Below are 20,442 nucleotides of genomic sequence, written 5' to 3'. Positions count from 1 at the left end.
GGGAATTTATGGAATATGATTTAGAGTTTTTAAGGCGAAAATTGAATAGTTTTGAGCCTATGGTTAGGAAAAGATACTTATATTATGATTCTAAGTTTAGGGAGAATGATTTTGGTATAACTATTCCTCCACATATTAGGCAGATGTATAGGTCATCTCTTGGTTGGTGTGCTAAGGCTGTTGATAGCTTGGCTGATAGGTTGGTTTTTAAAGAATTTTCAAATGATTTATTTGATTTGAATGAAATATTTAACTTGAATAATCCGGATATATTTTTTGATTCGGCAATTTTATCTGCTCTTATTTCTTCTTGTTGTTTTATTTATATATCAATGGGAAATGAGGGTTATCCAAGATTACAGATTATTGAGGGAAGCGAAGCTACTGGAGTTATAGATCCTATTACTGGGCTATTGAAGGTTGGATATGCAGTTCTTGATAAGACTGAAAATGGAAATCCTAAGACTGAAGTTATTTTTTTACCAGATAGGACGGAATATTATTTGGACGGTAAGATTTATTCTAATGTGAAAAATCCTGCTGGTGTTCCTTTGTTAGTTCCTATTATATATCGTCCAGACGCTGTAAGGCCTTTTGGTAGGTCTAGGATTTCTAGAGCCTCTATGTATTTCCAAGCCCACGCTAAACGAACGCTTGAAAGGGCGGATGTAACAGCAGAATTTTATTCTTTTCCTCAAAAGTATGTGGTTGGATTAAGTCAAGATGCTGAGCCACTTGATAAGTGGAAGGCTACAGTTTCTTCAATGTTACAGTTCACCAAAGACGATGAAGGGGATAGTCCAAAACTTGGACAGTTTTCTCAACCGTCTATGAGTCCATTTACTGAACAACTAAGAACTTTAGCATCAGGTTTTGCTGGAGAAACTGGATTAACTTTAGATGATTTAGGATTTATAACCGATAATCCATCATCTGCCGAGGCAATAAAGGCAAGTCATGAAACTTTAAGAATTACTGCAAGAAAGGCTCAAAGGTGTTTTGGGTCTGGATTTTTAAATGTTGGATATGTGGCAAGATGTTTGGCAGATGGTTATCCTTATTTAAGAAACCAATTTTATGAAATAAAGCCTAGCTGGTATCCAGTATTTGAACCAGATGTAACAACACTTTCAGGAATTGGAGATGCATCAATTAAAATTAATCAAGCCATACCAGGATTTTTTGGAAAAGATAATTTATCTGATCTTACTGGCTTTAATGCAAGCAAAGAGCCACCAAAAGTAGAGGCTGAAAATGAAGAATGAAGAAGTTAAGGATATTGTTCCTGGTATATTTGATGAAATTAAAAAATCTTTTGATTTAAAGACTAAAGAATCTCATATAATTAAGGATAAATTAAAGGCCTTAAAAAATAAGAAAGCTAATTACAAGGATGCCAATGATTTTGCTGTTGAAATTGGGAAAATTCTTTCTGATACTTTCCAGGATAAGATAAAAACTGGAGATTTGCCAGATGGGAAAATGTATTATAATATTGCAAAAAGATTGATAGAGCCAAACATGGTAAGAAATCATGATTTAGTTTCTGAATATTCTAAAGAAGTTCAAAGCATATTAAATAAAAAGGCTAATATATCAATTAAAGCCCAAAAGGCAGATTTAAACCAGGATAGGATTGACAAGTTAATAGATAAAATTACAGGATATGATTCTTACGAAGATGGTAAATGGTTATTAAAGGAACCAGTAATAAACTTTACCCAAGCTGTAGTTGATGAAACTATTAAAAAGAATGCTAATCTACATTATAAAAGTGGACTAAACCCTAAGATCATCAGAAAAGAACATGGTAATTGTTGTGATTGGTGTAAAGAAATAGTTGGAACATATTCTTATCCAGACGTACCAGAAGATATTTACAGAAGGCATAGGCATTGTAGGTGTACAGTTGACTATTATCCAGGAGATGGAAAAAAGCAAGATATATGGTCTAAAAAGTGGAAAAATGTCAACGAAGATGATAAAATTAAAGAAAAAATAGAATTATCAAATAAGACAAATTTCTCAATTAATTCTAAACAGTTTGGTAAGAAATCTAATAAACACATGAAAGATTATGGACTAGACGTTAGTTCAAAAGTAGATAGAAAAAAGTTTGTTAGAATTATTAATGATATTGTAGAAAACCATGATAGTGTTATTAGAAATATAAATTGGAGAGGTCAAACAAATACCGTTATAGCTTATGTTAAAGGTAAAGATGTAGTATTGGTTGACAAAAATAACGAATTTATAACTATTTTGAAAGGAGGTATTAATAATGCTAGGATTAAGAACGCAGGAAAACAATAAATTTATTAAATTTTTCAAATTGGTTCAAGATGAAGCTAGTAAAGTAAATAAAGTTTTCTTTTTGGATTTTGGAGAATGTGAAGATATAGATTTTATGGATATGGAAGTAGATTCTTTATTTGGTTGGTTAATACCTGAAGAAATAGTAGATAAATTTAAAGTAAAATTTGAAAAAGAAAAAGATTTATCAGGTTGGGATGACTACTGTGTATGGGTTATTCCAGAAATAAAAGATAATAAATTAAATATTGTATTTGAATAAAGCACAACTAAACTTACAGGTGTAAGATTTTAGAGGTGCTTTTTTAGTGGAGATTTTGACCTAAGTATGTCGTTAAACTGCTATTTTTTATTGTAAATTTTGAAAGGGGTTTGTATTGAATAGATTAGGTAAGCAGACTCCTACCCAAAAGATAAGTCAAGGATATAAAAAATCTGATTATAAAAAATGTGTAGAACTTTATGAGGGATCTAAGAGAAAAACCATGGAGTGGCAGAGGTTAATTTTAAAAGACCTTTTGGCCATAAATAAAGATGGGCTATGGACCCATACCAAGTGTGGTTATTCTCTACCAAGAAGAAATGGAAAGTCTGAAATATTAGTTATGAGAGAGCTTTATGCTATTCTAAAAGGGGAAGTTGTAAACCATACAGCTCATAGGACTTTTACTTCTCATGCTTCTTGGGAAAGGTTGTGCATGGTTTTAGATGATGCAAATATTGAATATAAATCTTTGAGGGCTACAGGTCGTGAACGTGTGGAGATTCCTGAAACTGGTGGAAGGGTGGAGTTTAGAACTAGAACTTCTACTGGTGGACTTGGGGAAGGTTTTGACCTTTTAATAATTGACGAGGCACAAGAATATACTGACGACCAAGAATCGGCCCTTAAATACACGGTAACATCTTCTAAAAATCCTCAAACTATAATGTGTGGAACTCCACCAACTCCCATATCTTCAGGTATGGTTTTTGTTAATTTTAGAAAACAATGTTTAACATCAAGACCAAATAATGCTTATTGGGCAGAATGGTCTGTGCCAGAAATGTCAGATATACATGATAGTGAGTTGTGGTATAAAACTAATCCATCTTTGGGGACTATTTTTACAGAAAGGTCAATTGAAGATGAGATTGGCTCAGACGAAACTGATTTTAATATACAAAGATTGGGACTGTGGATCTCATACAACCAAAAATCAGCTATTACAGAAAAAGAATGGCAAAGGTTAAAATTAAAGTCTTTACCAATTCTTACTGGAGAAATGCACGTTGGAATAAAATTTGGAAATGATGGAACTAATGTATCTTTGGCTGTTGCTTGTAAGACTTTATCAAAAATGATTTTTATTGAAGCTATTGATTGTCAAAATGTTAGAAATGGTGATAATTGGATAATAGATTTTTTAGTAAAAACTAAGCCTAAATCTGTAGTAATAGATGGGGCAAGCAGGCAATTTATATTGCAGGATGAATTAAAAGAAGCTAGGGTTAAAAATATTATCTTACCTACTGTAAAAGAGATTATAAATGCAAATTCTCTTTGGGAGCAGGGGATTTTTGATAAATCTATTGGCCATATGGACCAACCTTCTTTATCACAAGTTGTAACTAACTGTGAGAAAAGAAATATAGGTTCATCTGGTGGATTTGGTTATAAAAGCCAATTTGATGATATGGATATAAGCCTAATGGATGCATGCTTACTTGCACATTGGGCAGTAAAGGAAATAAAGTCTACAAACAAGCAGAAAATTATATATTGATTATTAAAGTGGGTGTCAACTAATAGTTGACAGTCACTTTTTTAATATAAAATTACCGGACACGGGGAAATGGAGTAGAAGAAATGAGCGAATTTAAAGTAATTGAAAGTCAAGAAGAATTTGATGCAAGGATTAAGGATAGAATTGAAAGAGCTAAGGAAAAAGCGATAGAAGATTATAAAACTGAAATCAAAAAAACAATAGATGATCTAAAGTCTGAAAATTCTAGTCTTAAAAATGAAGTGGCAGGATATAAGGAAAGCTTGGAAGAAGTAAAAGGAAAGGATGAAACCATTAAGGGGCTTAATGAAAAGATTTCTGCTTTTGAAAGAGCAGAAGTTAAAAGAAATATAGCCTTAGAATATGGTCTACCTTTTAAACTTGCTGACAAGATTTCTGGAGATGATGAGGATTCCATGAAAAAAGATGCCGAAGTTATGGCCAAATATTTTTCAGAATCTAAAAAATCTTATGAACCACCATTAAAAACTTATGAAAATAAGGTTGATGAAAAAGACCAAGCTTTGAAAAAACTTCTTGATGGTCTAGATTTGGAAGGAGAATAAACATGGTATTAAGTAGAGGAGATTTCTTTGATGAAATCCTAGTAAATGATTTAATGAACAAGGTTAAAGGTAATTCATCTTTGGCTGTTTTATCCAAACAAACTCCAATTTCTTTTAATGGAAATAAAGAATTTGTTTTTTCAATGGATAAGGAAGTAGACATTGTTGCAGAAGGTGGACAAAAATCTGAAGGTGGAATAAGCCTTGATACTGTTATCATGGTTCCATTAAAAATAGAATATGGGGCAAGGGTAACAGATGAATTTTTATATGCTTCTAAAGAATATAAGTTAAATATTTTGAAAGCCTTTAATGATGGATATGCTAAAAAAGTTGCAAAAGGTTTAGACCTTATGGCTTTTCATGGAATAAATCCAAGAACTGGACAAACATCTACTGTAATTGGAGATAATTATTTTGATAAAAAAGTTACACAAACAGTTGTATTTAACGCTAAAAATCCTGATGAAAACATTGAAAGTGCTGTAGGTTTAATTAGAGGTTCTGAGGGAGATGTAACAGGAGCTGCTTTTGACCCAACATTTGCGACTTCTATGGCAAAACAAACAGTAGATGGCAAGGAAGGTACACCAAGATTATTCCCAGAATTAAGATGGGGTGCAAATCCTGGTTCTGTTAACGGATTAAAAGTTGATGTAAATGCTACTGTTGGAAAAGGTACAAAAGATAAGGCTATTGTTGGTGATTTCTCTAATATGTTCAAATGGGGATATGCAAAACAAATTCCATTTGAAGTAATAAAATATGGGGATCCTGACAATTCTGGAAAAGATTTGAAAGGATATAACCAAGTGTATTTAAGATGTGAAACTTACTTAGGCTGGGGAATATTAGATCCTAATCATTTTGCAATTATTAAAGAAGGTGAATCATCATAATGTTTGAATATGTAAATACCAAAACAGGGGCTAGAATATCTAGCCCTGATATTTTATACGGAGAAAATTGGAAAGTAGTCGGCGAAGAAGTTAAAGAAGAAGTAGAAAAGATTGAAAATCAAATAAAAGAAGAAAAAGATCAAGAAGAAAAATCTTCAGATGAAATAACAAAAAAGGACATAATGGCCCAACTAGATGCTTTGGGAATTGAATATAATCCAAAGGCTAAAAAGGATGAATTATATAAATTAATGATGGGAGAATAAGATGGAGTATTGCTCTGTTGATGATGTTATTTCTTTATGGAGACCTTTAAAAAATGATGAAATTTTAAGGGTTAAAGAGCTTATTCCAGTCATAGAAAACTCTTTGAGAGTTGAGGCAGATAATGTAGGCAAGGATTTAGATGATATGGCCAAGGCAAGTGAGCCTTACAGGTCGGTTTTAAAATCGGTTGTTGTTGATGTTGTGGCAAGAACTTTAATGACTGCAACTGACCAAGAACCAATGACCCAATATTCTGAATCAGCCTTGGGCTATTCTTTTTCTGGTTCTTTTCTTGTGCCTGGTGGTGGACTTTTTATTAAAAAAAGTGAGCTTTCTAGGCTTGGACTTAGAAGACAAAGATATGGGGTGATAGATTTTTATGAAAATCCATGGAATTACAGTGGAATTGATACAGAAGATTAAAGTTGGCGAAGATCCATTTGGTGGAGATATTTACCAAGAAAAACCTATAAAGGTGGACAATGTCTTAGTAACTCCTACAAATTCTGATGATATTATTAATTCTCAAAACCTATACGGGAAAAAAGCTGTTTATACCTTAGGGATTCCCAAGGGAGATGAAAATATTTGGGAAGATAATGAAGTTTTGTTTTTTGGCCAAAGATTTAAAGTTTTTGGAAAAGTAACACAGGGAATTGATAACCTCATACCCCTATCATGGAATAAAAAAGCATATGTAGAGGTGATAGAATGAGTAAGGTTAAGTTTGTATTAAATAGGCAGGGTGTATCTCAGCTTTTAAAAGGAAAAGAAATCCAAACCGTACTTGAATCTTATGGATCAGAAATAAAAAGCCGAGCTGGAGAAGGTTATGATATGAACTCTAGGGTTGGGAAAACCAGAGCAAACACTATGGTTTATGCTGATTCTATTAGGGCAAAAAGAGATAACCTTAAAAACAATACTCTTTTAAAGGCTATGAAATGATTATTGAAGAAATTTTAAAGGATTTTTTGAAAGAAAAATTAAAGTTAGATGTTTTTTTAGAATATCCTAAAAATTATAAAAAAGATGATTTTGTTTTGATTGAAAAAACAAGTAGTTCAAACGAAAATAAACTTTTATCAGCAACTTTTGCTATACAGTCTTATGGCGAGAGTATGTATAAGGCAGCCTTAAACAATGAAAAGGTGAAAGAGGCCATGCTATTTTTAGCCAATGATAAAAGGATAGGATCAATTAAATTAAATTCTGATTATAATTTTACGGATTTAGAAATGAAAAGATATAGGTATCAAGCTGTTTTTGATATTTATTATTATAAAAATTAAAGGAGAAAAATATGGCTGATGTTAATAATGTATCTTATGGTAAGCCACTAACAGACGGGGCGATTTCTACAGCTCCACTTGGTTCAAGCTTGCCAACGGATGCAACTACAAAACTTGATACAAAATTTAAATCTTTGGGCTATGTGTCTGAAGATGGAATTACAAACGAAAATAGTCCAGAATCTGAAAAAATAAAGGCTTGGGGAGGAAAAACAGTTCTCGTATCCCAAACCGAAAAGCCAGATACTTATCAATTTACTCTAATAGAAGTATTAAACCTTGATGTTTTAAAGGTTGTATACGGGGATGAGAACGTAACAGGAACATTAAAAACTGGAATAACTATAAAGGCTAATGCCAAACCAATGAAGGCAAGGTCTTTTGTGATAGAAACCTTATTAAATGGAGATACTATAAAAAGAATGGTAATTCCTAATGGAGTGATTTCTGAGGTTGGAGAAATTTCCTACAAGGATGATGAGGCCATAGGTTATGAAACAACTATAGAATGTTTACCAGATAAGGATGGAAATACACATTATGAATATATAAAAGGTGCTGAGGGAACAAGCTCAGGGGAGGCATCTTAATGAGCAGAAATAAAAGAAGAAATAAGCCTATTAAAATAAATGACAAGATAATAAGAGGAATTACAAAGTCTGGATTTAGATTTTCTGTTGATTCTGAAGTTTTTAAAGATATGGAAATGTTAGAACTTATCGGAGAGGTTGATGATAATCCAATTCTTATGCCGAAGCTTTTAGAAAAAATGTTTGGCAAAAAACAAAAGGATAATTTATATGATTTTGTAAGAGATTATAAAGGTAGTGTCCCAATTGAGAAGGTTTCTGAAATAGTTAAGGATATTTTTGAAAGTAAAGAATTAAAAAACTCCTTGTCCTTGCCAAGATAATTAAAGATTACGAGAAAGAAATGATATGCGATTTGGCCCAATATTATAATATATATAATTATGAACAGCTAGCTTTTAATAAGTTGGCTGTTTTTGTTTTTGGTTTGCCTAACGATTCCAGAATAAAGAAAAAAATATCAGGTTTAAAGGTAGATTTGAATACTGTAATGACAGCAGGGGTTTTGGATAGATTATCCATGATTTTATATAGCTTAGCAGGATCAAAAGGGAGTGAAAAACCTGAAACTTTAGCTAGTATTTTATTAGGAAACAAAAAAACAAAAGAGAAAAAGCCAAACGGATATGTATCTGGCAAGGAATTTGAAAAAAGAAGACAAGAAATATTAAAAAGGATAGGTGAAAACAATGGCAAATAGTGGAACTAATTTAGGAAAAGCCTATGTCCAAATAATGCCATCTGCAAGGGGAATATCTGGTTCTATTTCAAAACTTCTAGGAGGAGAAGCAAAAAGTGCTGGGGCTTCTGCCGGATTAGGATTTGGTGGAAAACTTGTAGGAGTAGCTAGTAAAGTAATAGCCGCTGCAGGAATAGGAAAGGCCTTTGCAACATCAATTCGTGCTGGTGGGGCATTGGAACAATCTATTGGTGGTATAGAAACTTTATTTAAAGGTAGTGCAAATATAGTTAAGGGTTATGCTAAAAATGCCTATAGAGACGCACAGATATCTGCTAATAAATATATGGAACAAGCAACAAGCTTCTCAGCATCTTTATTGCAGTCTTTAGGTGGAGATACAAAAAAAGCTGCAAATACTGCTGATATGGCAATTAAAGACATGGCTGATAACTCCGCTAAGATGGGAACTAATATTCAGTCAATTCAAGATGCATATCAGGGATTTAGTAAGCAGAATTATACGATAAATTAATGTCTGCTATATAAGTGATTATATAGTAAATGTACGTGAACCTTTATCACGGGTGTGAGATATATTCTTGCTAACGGGGGAAACCTAAGGAAAATCTATGGCAATCCCGTGCCAAGCCTAGAAACAGGAAGGTGTAACGACTATGAGTTTGTTACTCAGTACAAACACTATTGATACGTGTTTGGAAGTGCGTACTAACTAAAATATATCAATGTAAAAATAGTTAAGGATTGTCACGATAAATGTTATAATATAAATAAAGAAAGGTGGCAAATTCGTGTGGAAAACTATTGAAGCAAAACCAAATTATGAGGTTAATGAATTGGGACAAGTTAGGAATAAAAAAACAGGAAGAGTTTTAAAACAATCAAAAAGAAAAGATGGATATTGTCAAGTGATGTTAGGCAGAAAAACAACACCATTATATATTCATAGATTAGTAGCTGAAACTTTTATTTCTAATCCTAAAAATATGAGCCAGGTGGACCATATAAATGGTGATAAATCTGATAATAGATTAGAAAATTTAAGATGGTCTAACGCAACTTTAAATTATTTGGCCTATGGTTATGACAATAGAATTAGAAATAAGTGGAAACCTGTAAGAGCTACAAATACAGTTACTGGTGAAACTATTTTATTTAAGTCAAGAAATGATACAGCTAAATATTTTAAGTGTAATAAATCTCAAATTGATTATGGTAGAATTTACAAAAAAGGAAATAAAAAACATTGGTATTTTGAATTAGTTAAAGATATAGTCTAATCCCTTAGAGCTTACACGTGTAGGCTCTTTTTAAATACTTGGAAACAAGGGGTATAAATGGTTAGATAACCTTAAACTTGGTTATGGTGGTACACGAAGTGAGATGTTACGTCTTTTGGGTGATGCTGAAAGGCTTACTGGTATCAAATATGATATAAATAATCTGGATGATGTATTTAATGCAATACATGTTATACAAAAGGAATTAAATATTTCTGGTGTTGCCGCTGATGAAGCTAAGAAAACTTTAATTGGTTCTTTTAATGCCATGAAAGCATCTGCCCAAGATTTTGCTGGATCTTTGGCCTTGGGAATGGATATAAAAGAGCCTTTAAGTAATTTAATAACAACAACAGGGACTTTTCTTTTTGGAAATTTAATTCCTATGATAATAAATATAGGAAAAGCCATACCTGGGGCCTTGGTCCAAGCTATTTCTGAAGTTGGACCAGTAATGGTAGAACAAGGTAAGAATTTAATGGCAAATCTTGGTATTGGTTTATCTGATTCTAGTCCATTAAATGGTTTGGGTGCAAAACTTACAAGCAATTTACAGCCTGTTATTAACGGTATTAAAACAAGTTTAGGATTTTTGCCAGAATTATTTCAAACAGTTTCTCAAAGCGTAATGGGAGTTGTGGATATAATTGCTGGAGGTCTAGCTAAATTAGATTTTTCTGGAATTGGTAATTTAGTTTCTGCAATAATTCCTGCCCTTACAAGTGGTTTTCAAACATTTTCTTCTATTGTAGGTCCTGCCATACAAATGGTTGTAGATTCTTTTGTAGGTTTATGGAATGCCATTCAACCTGTTTTAAGTATTCTAGCTACGGCATTAATGCCTATATTTAATATAGTAGCAAGCTTTTTAGGTGGGGTATTTAAAGGTGTACTTTTAGGAGTTGCTGGAACCTTTGATATTTTAAAAGGAGTTATTGAATTTCTCACTCCTGTTTTTGACGCTTTAGTATCTGTTTTGAACTTTATATCGCCTGTATTATCAAAGATAGCCGAATGGGTCGGAGTTGCCATTGGCTTATTTGCTAATTTAGGACAAGCGGGAAACGGATTAAAAACAATGATGAAATCGGCTTGGACAAATATCTCTAATGCTATATCTACAGCTCAAACAATAGTATATGGATCTATTTCACATATTTTGAGAGTATTTAATAGTTTAAAGGCAGGGGGAAATAGTCTTAAAGCTGTTTTACAAACTGCTTGGAGATTAATTACAAGCTCTATTTCTGGTGCTGTTGGTAAAATTACTGGATATATAGGAAATATTAAAAATGTATTTAATTCTTTGAAAAATATAAATTTATTTGATGCTGGTAAGGCAATAATGAATGGTTTTTTAAAAGGATTAAAATCTGTATGGAAGGCAATTACAGGATTTGTTGGTGGAATAGCTGGTTGGATAAAATCCCATAAAGGACCTATTTCTCATGATAGGAAGCTTTTAATTCCTGCTGGTAATGCTATTATTGGTGGATTAAATAAATCTATGGTTGATAGTTTTAAGGATGTTAAATCTAATGTTTTATCCATGGCTGGGGAAATTTATGATGGATTTGATTTGAATATTAAGCCTTTAAATTTAAGTCCGGATATTTCTAGTCTAGATAAAAATATTTTGGATAAGAAACTGGGTTCTAATTTAGATTTTAATGCTTATGGTGAATACAAGGCCAATAGAGATTCTAAGCTTGAAAGTTTGCTTTTAGATATTTTATCTTTATTAAAGATAATGACTGAAAAGGATGATGATGTTTATATCGATGGCGAAAAAGTTTCTGTTATGCTTGGTAAAAGAATTGATGAATATAAAAAGAGAAAAGACCTTTATGAAAATAGGAGAATGGGGGTGGTATTGTAGATGTATGAAGTCATTGTTGATGGTGAATCTTTAAAAGATTTGATTTTTATTACTGATGTTGAAAGGACTATGGGACCTTTTGTGAAAAATAGGATAGTAACCATACATGCTTATATCCTCCATGATATCCTTGCAACTGTTGATGTTTTAAATAAACTATTGACTGGAGAAATGCAGGAATTTATCTTTACTGACCAACCAGACAGGTATTGGAAGGGGAAGGTAAAAGAGGATATTAAAGTTTCAAGCTCTTATGAGAGGACAAAAATTGACATTGATATAGAAATACCAGATGGGGTTTCACATGCTGTAGATCCCAAAGAGCTTTCTTTTTCTGGGAGAACTAGTCTAATATTAGAAAACAATGGGTCGGATTATGCATATCCGACCTTTGATTTTAAGTTGAAAGAAGATACTTATATGGTTTCTGCTGTAAGTAAGGATAAAGTTTTTCAATTTGGGGAGCCTTTAGAGGCAAGTCCAATGAAACAGGTTAGGATACAAAAAGAGGGTTTGGTGGATGGATATGAAACCAGGAGGTCTTGGGTTGAGATTGATTCCAGGTTTAATAAGCTAAATCCTACAAATTATGATGCAAGTAAAATCCACACCAGGTGGCATAGTGCTGGAGATTTGGTCCAAAGAAACAAATCTATGCCTGCCCCAAGTAATGGGAAGATAAAGGTTGGTAAGTGGGCTACCCATTGGCAAACTGGCGAGAGGATAGATAATTGGGTTAAGGGGAGGTCTTTTCCTGTGGCTCAAACTAAAACAGTTAGGCAATCCAAATCATCTAAGGCCTATTTACTTAAAAATAATGGAGTATATATAGGTTGGCTATTGGAACAAGATATAGATGGTCCTACAAGCAAGGGCTTTGCTTGTAATAATGGAAATTCCCACGACATGTTGGCGACTTTTGCAAGTGGTCAAAGTGGTTGGCATGGACCTTGCAAGTCTTATCCTATTAATCTAGATTGTACCGATTTTGAATTAGAGGCTTATTTAAATTATTTTGTAGGTCCTGCCAATCAGTTTGGGGCAATGTATATAGGTGTTTATGCTGGAGATACTCCCATAATGGCAGCTAGTTTTTCTACCCATTATACAAACAGGGTTACATCGATTTATTATGATGTTTATGATGGCTGTTATGGGAAAATTAATTCTGGCCTTGCTTCAAATTTTTGGGGGAAAATTACTATGAAAAAACATGGGGAAAAATTTTCTTTTTCTACTTTTAATGACATGAGCAAGAAATCTTACACCAAAGACTATAATCTAACAAATAAAGAGCTTAAACCAAGCCATATTCTTGTTTGGGCAGGTAAGTATGGTTCTAATCCACAATTATCAGAGCTATCTTTTGTAAGACTTAAATTTACAGGCCTAGATGGAAAACTTTGGACAGATAAGGATGTAACGAATGTGCCTGACCCAAGATATAAATTTAGGGCTGGAGATGTAGTAAGGCTTGAAATGGAAACAAATAAGGCTTATGTAAATGGGATTGAAACACTAAGTCCAATTTCTTATGGGTCAGATACTGTTAGGCTAAAACCAGGAGAAAATGAAATTATGTTTGATATTTCCTCGGACGTGGTGCCTGATATAGATGTTTTTTATAGGGAGCGTTTTAAATGATATTTTTTACAAATAGGTTATATGAAACACTTGCTGTGGCTAGTACTAATACTGAAAAAGGTCTTAAACTTTTAGATGACGAATTAAATCAAACTATAAAGACGGGAACTGCAATTTATACGGGGAAAATTGCCAAAAATGATATAAGTGTAGAAAAAATTGAGGCTGGATCTTTTGTTTTTGTCCCAAATTTTAAAAATAAAATAATCCCCCTTGAAGTTATGGAAGTAGAAGAGGCAAGATCATATAAAAAAATAATCGCTGAAGATGCAGGACTTGAACTTCTAAATTCTGATGTTGGCGACCATAAGATGAAGGGAACTTTAAGAGAACACATACTAGCAACAATCGGAAATGATTCTGATTGGGTGATTGGTATAGATGAAATTGGTGATTCTAAAAATTTAACTTTGGAATATACTGGGGTAACTAACCAAACAAAAAGAATTGTCCTAATTGCTGGTCGTTTTGGAGCTGAAATTTCATATGATTTTAAATTTGATGGTAATGAAATCAAGGAAAAAAGAATTAATTTTGTTAAGGAAAGAGGAAAAGATACTGCAAGACGTCTTGAAGTTGGAAAAGAGCTTAAGGATGTAAAAAGAAATGTATCTATAACAAATTTAAGGACAGCTGTACTTGGTATAGGAAAACCCCATAAAGAAACTATAAAAACTACAAAAACTGTCAAAAAGACGGTCAAGGTAAATGATTCTTCTTCCACTACAAAACAGACTAATGGAAAATTAGATGCCTTTATAGGATGGTTTCAGGCAAGAAAAGGAAAAGTATCTTATTCCATGTATAGCAGGATGGGACCAAGGTCTTATGACTGTTCATCTGCTGTGCATTTTGCAGCAAAACACGCAGTTCTTTTACCATCAAATCATTATATAGGATCTACAGAAACCTTATTTGGCATGAAAGGAAAATATTTAGATGAAATATCAAGGTCTGATATAAGATATGGAGATATTTTTGTAGCAGGAAGGCAAGGGGCATCTGGTGGGGCCGCTGGCCATACTGGGGCTGTTTTAGATAAAAATAGGATAATCCATTGTACTTACAGTAAAAATGGTATTGCCATAACTCCAATAAATGGATATACTGGTGGACCTCCTGTAAGATTTTTTAGGTGGAGAAATTCTGGAGCTGGCAGTGTTAGTGTAAGTAATGCAAAATTTTGGACTAATAATAATATCGCCTACCATGATTTAGGCTGGACTTTAAATGGATTAAATGCTGGTCAACTTAACAACTGGATAAGGGCCACAAGCCCTGGTAGTCCCTTTAATGGACAAGGCAATGTATTTATGGAAGCACAAAAACAATCAGGGCTTGATGCAAGATATATTCTTTCTCATGCTGCCCTAGAATCTGGATGGGGTAGGTCTAATATAGCAAAAAGATATAATAATTATTTTGGAATCGGGGCCTTTGATAATGATCCAAATAATGCCAAAAACTTTTCTAATTCTGGTTTAGCATCTGGAATTATAAATGGGGCTAAGTGGATAGCAAAAAATTATTATAATTCATCTTATAAGCAAACAACTTTATACAAAATGAGGAATAATAATGGAGTCCACCAATACGCAACCGACCCAAATTGGCACAATAAAATAGCTAACATCATGAAAGGGTCTGAAAGGTATACAAGACCTGCAGCCCCATCAAAAAATAAAACTAAGGAAGTTCTTGAAACTGTAAGTGAAAATAAAGAAGTTGAAAAGGAAACGAATTTAAAGGGATACAAGTATGATGATGGAAGGTATTTTGTAGATAAGGACGGTAGGGTTTGTGATAGGGAAGCTAATGCTATTTGGTCAAAGCCAAATACTAAGGGCAGGTACTTATCAAGAGTCTATGAATCCGAGGCTACAAGTCAAAAAACTTTGTTTGATGAATGTTTAAATCAGCTAAAGAAAAATAACCAACCTGAAGTATCTTATGATGTAAATCCAGATAAAATCCCTAAAGATATTGATATTGGAGATAGGGTAAGGATAATTGATCACGGTTATTCGCCAGCTTTGTATTTGGAAGCAAGGCTAGTTGATGTAACAACATCAAGCACAAATGATTATATAGACCGTGCTGTTTTTGCTAATTTTGTACCAAAAACAAGCGGAATAGCTGAAAGACTTTTTAATTTACAAGCAAATGTACAAGATTTTAAATACAGCTTTGAAAATCAACCTTATGTCATGAGTTTAGAATCAAGTTCTGGCAATGTTTTTAAAGATGATATAGTTGATACAAATTTAATTGCAAAACTCACAAAGGCAGGGATTGACCAGTCGGCAAATGTAGATGGATATATTTGGGAGAGAATTTCAAAATATCCTGATAAATTGGTAGTTAGTGATGAAAAATGGAATGAAAACCATAAGGATAATAACGAACATTTTATAGAACTTAAAAGAAGCGATATTGAATTGGAAGCAACTTTTGTTTGCTCGGCCATGCTAGATGACCTGGCAGTTGCAACTGCATCATATACCATTAAAAATTTATCTATAGGAATTTATAAGCAAAAAGAAGAACCTGATAGAAAGCTTTTAATGTGGGGAGATGTGTGGCAATGGGAGGAAGGAGATATCCATTTTAAAAGAATTTGGAAAGGTGATAGGTGGGAAGATACTGTTACCAAAAGAGATCTAGAACTTTTAGAACTAACTCCAGGCCCTCCAGGAGCAGACGGAAAAGATGGAATGCCAGGTCCAAAGGGGGCAGATGGTAAAACTTCCTATATGCATTTCGCCTATTCTGACAGTAAAGATGGAGTTGTTGGGTTTACGCTAACAGCAACAAATGGTAAAAAATATATAGGATTTTATACAGATTTTGTAAAAGAAGATTCTAAAGATCCCACAAAATATGAATGGTCAAAATATGTTGGAGATAAAGGTGAACCTGGGAAAGATGGTGCAAATGGAATACCAGGAAAAGCTGGGGCAGATGGTAAAACTCCATACTTTCATACAGCTTGGGCAAACTCATCAGACGGAAGTAAAGACTTTTCCACAAGTAAAGCTGGAGAAAAGTTGTATATAGGAACTTATACAGACTACACAAAAGAAGATTCTGCTGACCCTAAAAAATATACTTGGCTACTTGTCAAGGGTAACAAGGGTGAAAAAGGTGAGCCAGGTAAAGATGGTAAAAACATTAATAGGAATTATATTAATGATTCTAAATTTAAAACTGTTACCGTTCCGAAAAAACTTTATGATGAGGCTTATAATATTGACCCTAGTTTTTGGGATACTTATAATAGGCAAGCAATGACTTTATCTTTTTGGTTTAAGGCAAAAAAAGCCAAGACGTACAAAAGAAACTTTGATGTACATTTCAGAGCTGCCCCTTGGTATCAATTTGGAACTGTAGTTTATCCAGAAAATACTACTGAAAATATTTTTTATAAATTGCATATAGGTAGCAAAATGATGCCACAAGACTATAGGGCTGCCCAAATTTTTATAAGATTTATAGAAGGATATAGCGGAGATGCTTTTGAAATAAAAGATTTGAAATTAGAATTTGGAAATGAAGCTACCGATTGGATCCCTTCTGTAAATGATTTGAAAGGCAAAGATGGGGAAAAAGGAAGTCCTGGCAAAGATGGCAAAACTGGTAAAATCGGTCAGAATCTTTTGAGAAATTCTAATGTGCCTGTTGAGAATAAGGATTATAATACAAACATCTGGAAAATTTGTGAAACTCCAACAACTGGGGAAACTATTACTTTTACTATGAAATTGAAGATTGAAAAAGATGATTTAGTCGGCTTGTACAATTCTGGTGGAAGTATCGGTTTTTTTGGATTTGCACAAATAAAAAAAACAAATGATTATCAAATTTGGTCTAAAACTTTTAAGTGGGTTGATAAAAGTGCCTCTGGTTATAAACAAACAAATCCTCCATCATTGTATTTATATGTTTGTAGTAACGGAAATGGAGACAATAAAAATAACAATACTGTATCTATAGAATGGGCAACCTTAACCCGTGGAGATATTCCAGCCATAGAGTGGTCTCCTTGTTATGCAGATGTGGATGATGCAATATCCGAAAAAGCAAGCGAAGAGAGTTTACAAGATTTGCAAGTCCACTTTGCCATGTATCCAACGGCAGAGGAACTTAACCAAAACAAAGTGGATTTAATGAAACAACAAGCATATCTTGACCAATTAAAAACTGCCATTGATTCTAATGCCTTAAGCCTAGAAGATAGGCTAAGTATTATAGAAGCCAACGTAGGAGCAGGAAAATTATCCCTAGAAGCTATTAATACCTACCTACATTTTGGTGAAGAAGGAGTTTTAATTGGAAAAGAGGGCGAACAAGTAAGGTTAAGACTTATTAATAATGCCTTGGAGATTACAGACGGTAGTAAAGTTGTTGCAAGATTTGCAAACAACCAAACCGAGACTCCAAACTTAAAAGTAAGCGGAGCCTTTGAATTTGGTTACCATGTGGCAAACAAGGTAGATTTAAATGGAAATAAATTTACTGTAATAAGTCCTAATATATAGGAGGTAAGATGGCAACATATAGTAAGACGATCAATAATGGTACAGGAACCATACATTTAGAAATAAGACAACAAAGCCAAAATATAGCTAATAATACATCTACTGTATATTATAGATTATATATACAAGGAAAAAATGGTTATGGATTTTGGAATAATTATCATACAGGTAAAACAAGTGTAGTAATAAATGGATCAACTGTTCATAATCAGACAGGAAGAGATTTTGATTTAAGGGGTGGAGGAAGTCAGCAATTGGCTTCTGGTACTACTACAGTAAAACATAATGAAGATGGGTCTAAGTCCTTTTCATTTTCTGCTAGTCTTTGGTCGACTTCGGCAACAGGATATGTTTCTGGAAATTTTTCCTTATCTAAAATTCCTAGAGCATCTTCCTTTTCCTTGCAAAATTCTTCAGGAACTAATATATCAAGTATTTATGCAGGAAATGATGTAAAAATTTCTATTGATAAAAAAGTTTCTTACTTTACCCATAGCTTAAAAGTTTCTTATAGTGGAAATAGCGAAACTATTATCAATAAGACTTTTTCCTCGTCTATTACCTGGTCAAATTCTAATAATGTAATGACGAATTACATGCAGAATTTAAAAAGCATGAATTTAACCTTTACCCTTGAAACCTATGATGGAAGTACAAGAATTGGCTCATCTTCTAAGAATTTAACCTTAAATGTACCAAGTTCAGCAGGTCCAAGTATTAATAGTGTAGATATAACAGAAGCTAACCAGAATAAAATTAATATAATAGGGGCTAGTCCTTTTTATCAACATTTAACAGATTTGAGGATAAAAACAAGTGGAGCTGGTAAATATGGGGCTAGTATTAAGAGTGTAAATGTAAGTATAGGACCCTATAATATTTCTGGTCAAGATGCAATAATTAAAGATATTAATTTAACTGGCAACCAAAATATAAAAATAACAATAAATGATTCTAGAGATATGAGCGCAAGTACAACAAGGACTATTAATTTAAATCCTTATAACTTGCCTAACATATCTTTTTTTAATGCCTACAGAAACCAATCTAATACAAAGTATGCAAGTGCAAGAATAGCATTAACATCTACAGTAATAGACAATAAAAATCCATTGGATGTAAAAGTAGATGTGGCAGAAAAAGATTCAAATTCCTGGAAAAATGTATATTCAGCTACGGTAGGAAATGGGTCATTTAATTCAACAATATCCCTAGGCGGAGGTTTTGATGACTACAAGGCTTATGATGTAAGGCTAAGTATAGCCGATAAATTTAAAAGACACCAGGCCTTGTCAACTATACCTGCGACTAGTCAATCCTTAGTTATAGGGGCAAATAAACCTGTAGTGGGCATTGGAAAAGTGCCAACCATCGATAAGGGGTTGGAAATAGAAGGCTTATTTAAAATGGGTGATTTCACAAGTTACATTTCAGGAAGTGATGTAGTCTTTAAAAATAATAAGGCTAATGGGAGTATTAAATTTGAAAATAATCTCAAACTAGATGGGGATATTGTTCCTGGTCAGGATAAAAAAGTTATTAATGTAAATTTGGATGAAGGTTTATCAGGTTATTTAAAGTTAAGCAAGGATGCCTTTGGCCTAGTCCATATGTGGGCAGATTTACTTCTACAAACAGATAGACCAGCACAAAGATGGAATACATGGGCAAAAATACCAGAAGGGTATTGTCCAAGTGTTAGAATGAGTATAAGTTTTGCTACTGGAGGCTGGTCCAGGACTGGATTAGCATTAGATCCTAATGGCAACTTATTTTTCCTAAATCAAGATGGGGTTAAAGGAATTGGAAAGGGCGATCCCATAAGAATTGATTATATTTATAGGAACAAGGAGGCAGCATGGTAGATGAAAACAAAATAGATTACAAAGAAGTCTTTATCTTAGATGATAAGGGCTTTTTTATTGGAACAACTTATTTAAACATAGAAGAAAAACAAGAATTTAAATTTACAACAACTCCTCTAGATAAAAATCTATTAAAGCCTAAATTTGATGGCGAAAAATGGATAGAAGGAGTTAATAAGAATGATCTAATGATTAGTATGCTATTTCCTGAGAATGATTTAGGAGTTAATACCAATGATTTCTTAGTTTTAAATATATTAAAAATTTTAAGGGAAGGGGGGATGATTATGGATAATACATGGTTTTTTAAATACTGTATGTTTTGTTGGGCAGAAAGAAAAATCGATGAAGCCTATCTTGATATGGCAAAGAAGATGGATATGCTAACAGACCAACAAATTATGATGATAAAAATGACACCAAGAATTGAAGAAAAGTAGGTGATGGTATGGAATGGACTATGATAGCAAGTGCTTTAATTAAAAATGGTCCTTTAGTTGTAATAGCTGCTATTTTTTTGAAAGTATACATGGACGATACAAATATAAAAAGAGTAGAAAGAGCAGAGGACAGGAAATTACAAAAAGAAAATAACGATAAAATTTTAAATCTTACAGAAAAAGTAACCCAATCTATCGAAACCAACAAGGGTGAAGTAAGGTGTTTGGGAGAAAAATTAGAGGTGCATAACTCTTCCTCCGGGGCTTCCCTTGCTGAGATTAAGCAAGGGGTAAACCAAATACAAAAAGACGTTACGATTTTAAACAGCAAAATTGACGATATAGCAGATGATATGGATAAAAGTGCTTAGGGCTAGTATTTACTAGTCCTTTTTTAGTATAA

22 protein-coding genes are annotated in these 20,442 nt (G+C 33.2%); all 22 read left to right on the top strand.

Features of this window, described 5'->3' with window-relative positions; all coding sequences use genetic code 11:
* The first annotated feature begins 8 nt into the window (after positions 1-8).
* The 22 genes from CJ192_RS04895 to CJ192_RS04790 all read left to right on the top strand — a co-directional run bounded on the left by CJ192_RS04895 (position 9) and on the right by CJ192_RS04790 (position 20,410).
* Positions 9-1,265 carry a phage portal protein gene (locus CJ192_RS04895; protein ID WP_004817813.1) on the top strand — a complete coding sequence of 419 codons (1,257 nt, stop codon included), beginning with the start codon at positions 9-11 and terminating at the stop codon, positions 1,263-1,265.
* Entirely contained in the window at positions 1,255-2,313 is a 1,059-nt protein-coding gene (locus CJ192_RS09295; protein WP_004818013.1) for a hypothetical protein, read from the top strand. The genes CJ192_RS04895 and CJ192_RS09295 overlap by 11 nt, the downstream gene beginning before the upstream one ends.
* The gene (locus CJ192_RS04885; protein WP_004817946.1) at positions 2,282-2,575 is read left to right on the top strand and encodes a hypothetical protein; all 294 of its coding nucleotides are present in this window, start codon (positions 2,282-2,284) and stop codon (positions 2,573-2,575) included. The genes CJ192_RS09295 and CJ192_RS04885 overlap by 32 nt, the downstream gene beginning before the upstream one ends.
* Positions 2,576-2,690: 115 nt before the next feature.
* Entirely contained in the window at positions 2,691-4,079 is a 1,389-nt protein-coding gene (locus CJ192_RS04880) for a terminase large subunit domain-containing protein (RefSeq protein WP_004817902.1), read from the top strand.
* Positions 4,080-4,162: 83 nt separating this feature from the next.
* On the top strand, positions 4,163-4,645 hold the full coding sequence (locus tag CJ192_RS04875) for a hypothetical protein (RefSeq protein WP_004817750.1): 483 nt from the start codon (positions 4,163-4,165) through the stop codon (positions 4,643-4,645).
* 2 nt (positions 4,646-4,647) lie between these two features.
* The gene (locus tag CJ192_RS04870) at positions 4,648-5,544 is read left to right on the top strand and encodes a phage major capsid family protein (RefSeq protein ID WP_004817991.1); all 897 of its coding nucleotides are present in this window, start codon (positions 4,648-4,650) and stop codon (positions 5,542-5,544) included.
* On the top strand, positions 5,544-5,810 hold the full coding sequence (locus tag CJ192_RS04865) for a hypothetical protein (protein WP_102197969.1): 267 nt from the start codon (positions 5,544-5,546) through the stop codon (positions 5,808-5,810). The genes CJ192_RS04870 and CJ192_RS04865 overlap by 1 nt, the downstream gene beginning before the upstream one ends.
* A 1-nt stretch (position 5,811) precedes the next feature.
* Positions 5,812-6,234 carry a phage Gp19/Gp15/Gp42 family protein gene (locus CJ192_RS04860; protein ID WP_102197968.1) on the top strand — a complete coding sequence of 141 codons (423 nt, stop codon included), beginning with the start codon at positions 5,812-5,814 and terminating at the stop codon, positions 6,232-6,234.
* Positions 6,212-6,526, top strand: coding sequence for a hypothetical protein (locus CJ192_RS04855; protein WP_244897285.1), 315 nt, complete (start codon positions 6,212-6,214; stop codon positions 6,524-6,526). Before CJ192_RS04860 ends, CJ192_RS04855 begins: the two co-directional genes overlap by 23 nt.
* A complete protein-coding gene (locus CJ192_RS04850; protein ID WP_004817863.1) occupies positions 6,523-6,759 on the top strand; it encodes a hypothetical protein in 237 nt (78 codons plus the stop codon). Before CJ192_RS04855 ends, CJ192_RS04850 begins: the two co-directional genes overlap by 4 nt.
* Positions 6,756-7,103, top strand: coding sequence for a hypothetical protein (locus CJ192_RS04845; protein WP_004818044.1), 348 nt, complete (start codon positions 6,756-6,758; stop codon positions 7,101-7,103). Before CJ192_RS04850 ends, CJ192_RS04845 begins: the two co-directional genes overlap by 4 nt.
* An 11-nt stretch (positions 7,104-7,114) precedes the next feature.
* The gene (locus CJ192_RS04840; protein ID WP_102197967.1) at positions 7,115-7,693 is read left to right on the top strand and encodes a phage tail tube protein; all 579 of its coding nucleotides are present in this window, start codon (positions 7,115-7,117) and stop codon (positions 7,691-7,693) included.
* Positions 7,693-8,016, top strand: a complete 324-nt coding sequence (locus CJ192_RS04835; protein WP_102197966.1) for a hypothetical protein — start codon at positions 7,693-7,695, stop codon at positions 8,014-8,016. Before CJ192_RS04840 ends, CJ192_RS04835 begins: the two co-directional genes overlap by 1 nt.
* A gap of 20 nt (positions 8,017-8,036) precedes the next feature.
* Entirely contained in the window at positions 8,037-8,393 is a 357-nt protein-coding gene (locus CJ192_RS04830) for a hypothetical protein (RefSeq protein WP_102197965.1), read from the top strand.
* Entirely contained in the window at positions 8,383-8,907 is a 525-nt protein-coding gene (locus tag CJ192_RS04825) for a hypothetical protein (protein WP_219721370.1), read from the top strand. Before CJ192_RS04830 ends, CJ192_RS04825 begins: the two co-directional genes overlap by 11 nt.
* 277 nt (positions 8,908-9,184) lie before the next feature.
* Positions 9,185-9,673, top strand: coding sequence for an HNH endonuclease signature motif containing protein (locus CJ192_RS04820; RefSeq protein ID WP_102197964.1), 489 nt, complete (start codon positions 9,185-9,187; stop codon positions 9,671-9,673).
* Positions 9,674-9,776: 103 nt separating this feature from the next.
* On the top strand, positions 9,777-11,552 hold the full coding sequence (locus CJ192_RS04815) for a phage tail protein (RefSeq protein ID WP_180960888.1): 1,776 nt from the start codon (positions 9,777-9,779) through the stop codon (positions 11,550-11,552).
* Positions 11,553-13,196: a distal tail protein Dit gene (locus CJ192_RS04810; RefSeq protein ID WP_102197963.1), complete on the top strand. Its 1,644-nt coding sequence runs from the start codon at positions 11,553-11,555 to the stop codon at positions 13,194-13,196.
* Positions 13,193-17,734, top strand: coding sequence for a phage tail spike protein (locus tag CJ192_RS04805; RefSeq protein ID WP_102197962.1), 4,542 nt, complete (start codon positions 13,193-13,195; stop codon positions 17,732-17,734). The genes CJ192_RS04810 and CJ192_RS04805 overlap by 4 nt, the downstream gene beginning before the upstream one ends.
* Before the next feature lie 8 nt (positions 17,735-17,742).
* A complete protein-coding gene (locus tag CJ192_RS04800) occupies positions 17,743-19,599 on the top strand; it encodes a DUF859 family phage minor structural protein (RefSeq protein ID WP_102197961.1) in 1,857 nt (618 codons plus the stop codon).
* Positions 19,593-20,039 (top strand): YomQ N-terminal domain-containing protein, encoded by a 447-nt coding sequence (locus CJ192_RS04795; RefSeq protein WP_102197960.1) that lies wholly within the window; start codon positions 19,593-19,595, stop codon positions 20,037-20,039. The genes CJ192_RS04800 and CJ192_RS04795 overlap by 7 nt, the downstream gene beginning before the upstream one ends.
* 8 nt (positions 20,040-20,047) lie before the next feature.
* Positions 20,048-20,410 carry a hypothetical protein gene (locus tag CJ192_RS04790; protein WP_102197959.1) on the top strand — a complete coding sequence of 121 codons (363 nt, stop codon included), beginning with the start codon at positions 20,048-20,050 and terminating at the stop codon, positions 20,408-20,410.
* Positions 20,411-20,442 lie beyond the last annotated feature (32 nt).

The organism is Anaerococcus hydrogenalis (assembly GCF_002871895.1).
Taxonomy (GTDB): domain Bacteria; phylum Bacillota; class Clostridia; order Tissierellales; family Peptoniphilaceae; genus Anaerococcus; species Anaerococcus hydrogenalis.
The sequence above is the reverse complement of the archived record's forward strand: the minus strand, read 5'-3'. Positions and strand labels throughout refer to the sequence as shown.

Excerpts from the sequence above, each read along its gene's own strand:
- CJ192_RS04795 (WP_102197960.1), top strand. The coding sequence starts at position 19,593 with ATGGTAGATGAAAACAAAATAGATTACAAAGAAGTCTTTATCTTAGAT.
- CJ192_RS04845 (WP_004818044.1), top strand. The coding sequence starts at position 6,756 with ATGATTATTGAAGAAATTTTAAAGGATTTTTTGAAAGAAAAATTAAAG.
- CJ192_RS04815 (WP_180960888.1), top strand. The coding sequence starts at position 9,777 with ATGTTACGTCTTTTGGGTGATGCTGAAAGGCTTACTGGTATCAAATAT.
- CJ192_RS04805 (WP_102197962.1), top strand. The coding sequence starts at position 13,193 with ATGATATTTTTTACAAATAGGTTATATGAAACACTTGCTGTGGCTAGT.
- CJ192_RS04875 (WP_004817750.1), top strand. The coding sequence starts at position 4,163 with ATGAGCGAATTTAAAGTAATTGAAAGTCAAGAAGAATTTGATGCAAGG.
- CJ192_RS04895 (WP_004817813.1), top strand. The coding sequence starts at position 9 with ATGGAATATGATTTAGAGTTTTTAAGGCGAAAATTGAATAGTTTTGAG.
- CJ192_RS04870 (WP_004817991.1), top strand. The coding sequence starts at position 4,648 with ATGGTATTAAGTAGAGGAGATTTCTTTGATGAAATCCTAGTAAATGAT.
- CJ192_RS04865 (WP_102197969.1), top strand. The coding sequence starts at position 5,544 with ATGTTTGAATATGTAAATACCAAAACAGGGGCTAGAATATCTAGCCCT.
- CJ192_RS04810 (WP_102197963.1), top strand. The coding sequence starts at position 11,553 with ATGTATGAAGTCATTGTTGATGGTGAATCTTTAAAAGATTTGATTTTT.
- CJ192_RS04790 (WP_102197959.1), top strand. The coding sequence starts at position 20,048 with ATGGAATGGACTATGATAGCAAGTGCTTTAATTAAAAATGGTCCTTTA.
- CJ192_RS04835 (WP_102197966.1), top strand. The coding sequence starts at position 7,693 with ATGAGCAGAAATAAAAGAAGAAATAAGCCTATTAAAATAAATGACAAG.
- CJ192_RS04860 (WP_102197968.1), top strand. The coding sequence starts at position 5,812 with ATGGAGTATTGCTCTGTTGATGATGTTATTTCTTTATGGAGACCTTTA.
- CJ192_RS04850 (WP_004817863.1), top strand. The coding sequence starts at position 6,523 with ATGAGTAAGGTTAAGTTTGTATTAAATAGGCAGGGTGTATCTCAGCTT.
- CJ192_RS04800 (WP_102197961.1), top strand. The coding sequence starts at position 17,743 with ATGGCAACATATAGTAAGACGATCAATAATGGTACAGGAACCATACAT.
- CJ192_RS04825 (WP_219721370.1), top strand. The coding sequence starts at position 8,383 with ATGGCAAATAGTGGAACTAATTTAGGAAAAGCCTATGTCCAAATAATG.
- CJ192_RS04830 (WP_102197965.1), top strand. The coding sequence starts at position 8,037 with ATGATATGCGATTTGGCCCAATATTATAATATATATAATTATGAACAG.
- CJ192_RS09295 (WP_004818013.1), top strand. The coding sequence starts at position 1,255 with ATGAAGAATGAAGAAGTTAAGGATATTGTTCCTGGTATATTTGATGAA.
- CJ192_RS04840 (WP_102197967.1), top strand. The coding sequence starts at position 7,115 with ATGGCTGATGTTAATAATGTATCTTATGGTAAGCCACTAACAGACGGG.
- CJ192_RS04885 (WP_004817946.1), top strand. The coding sequence starts at position 2,282 with ATGCTAGGATTAAGAACGCAGGAAAACAATAAATTTATTAAATTTTTC.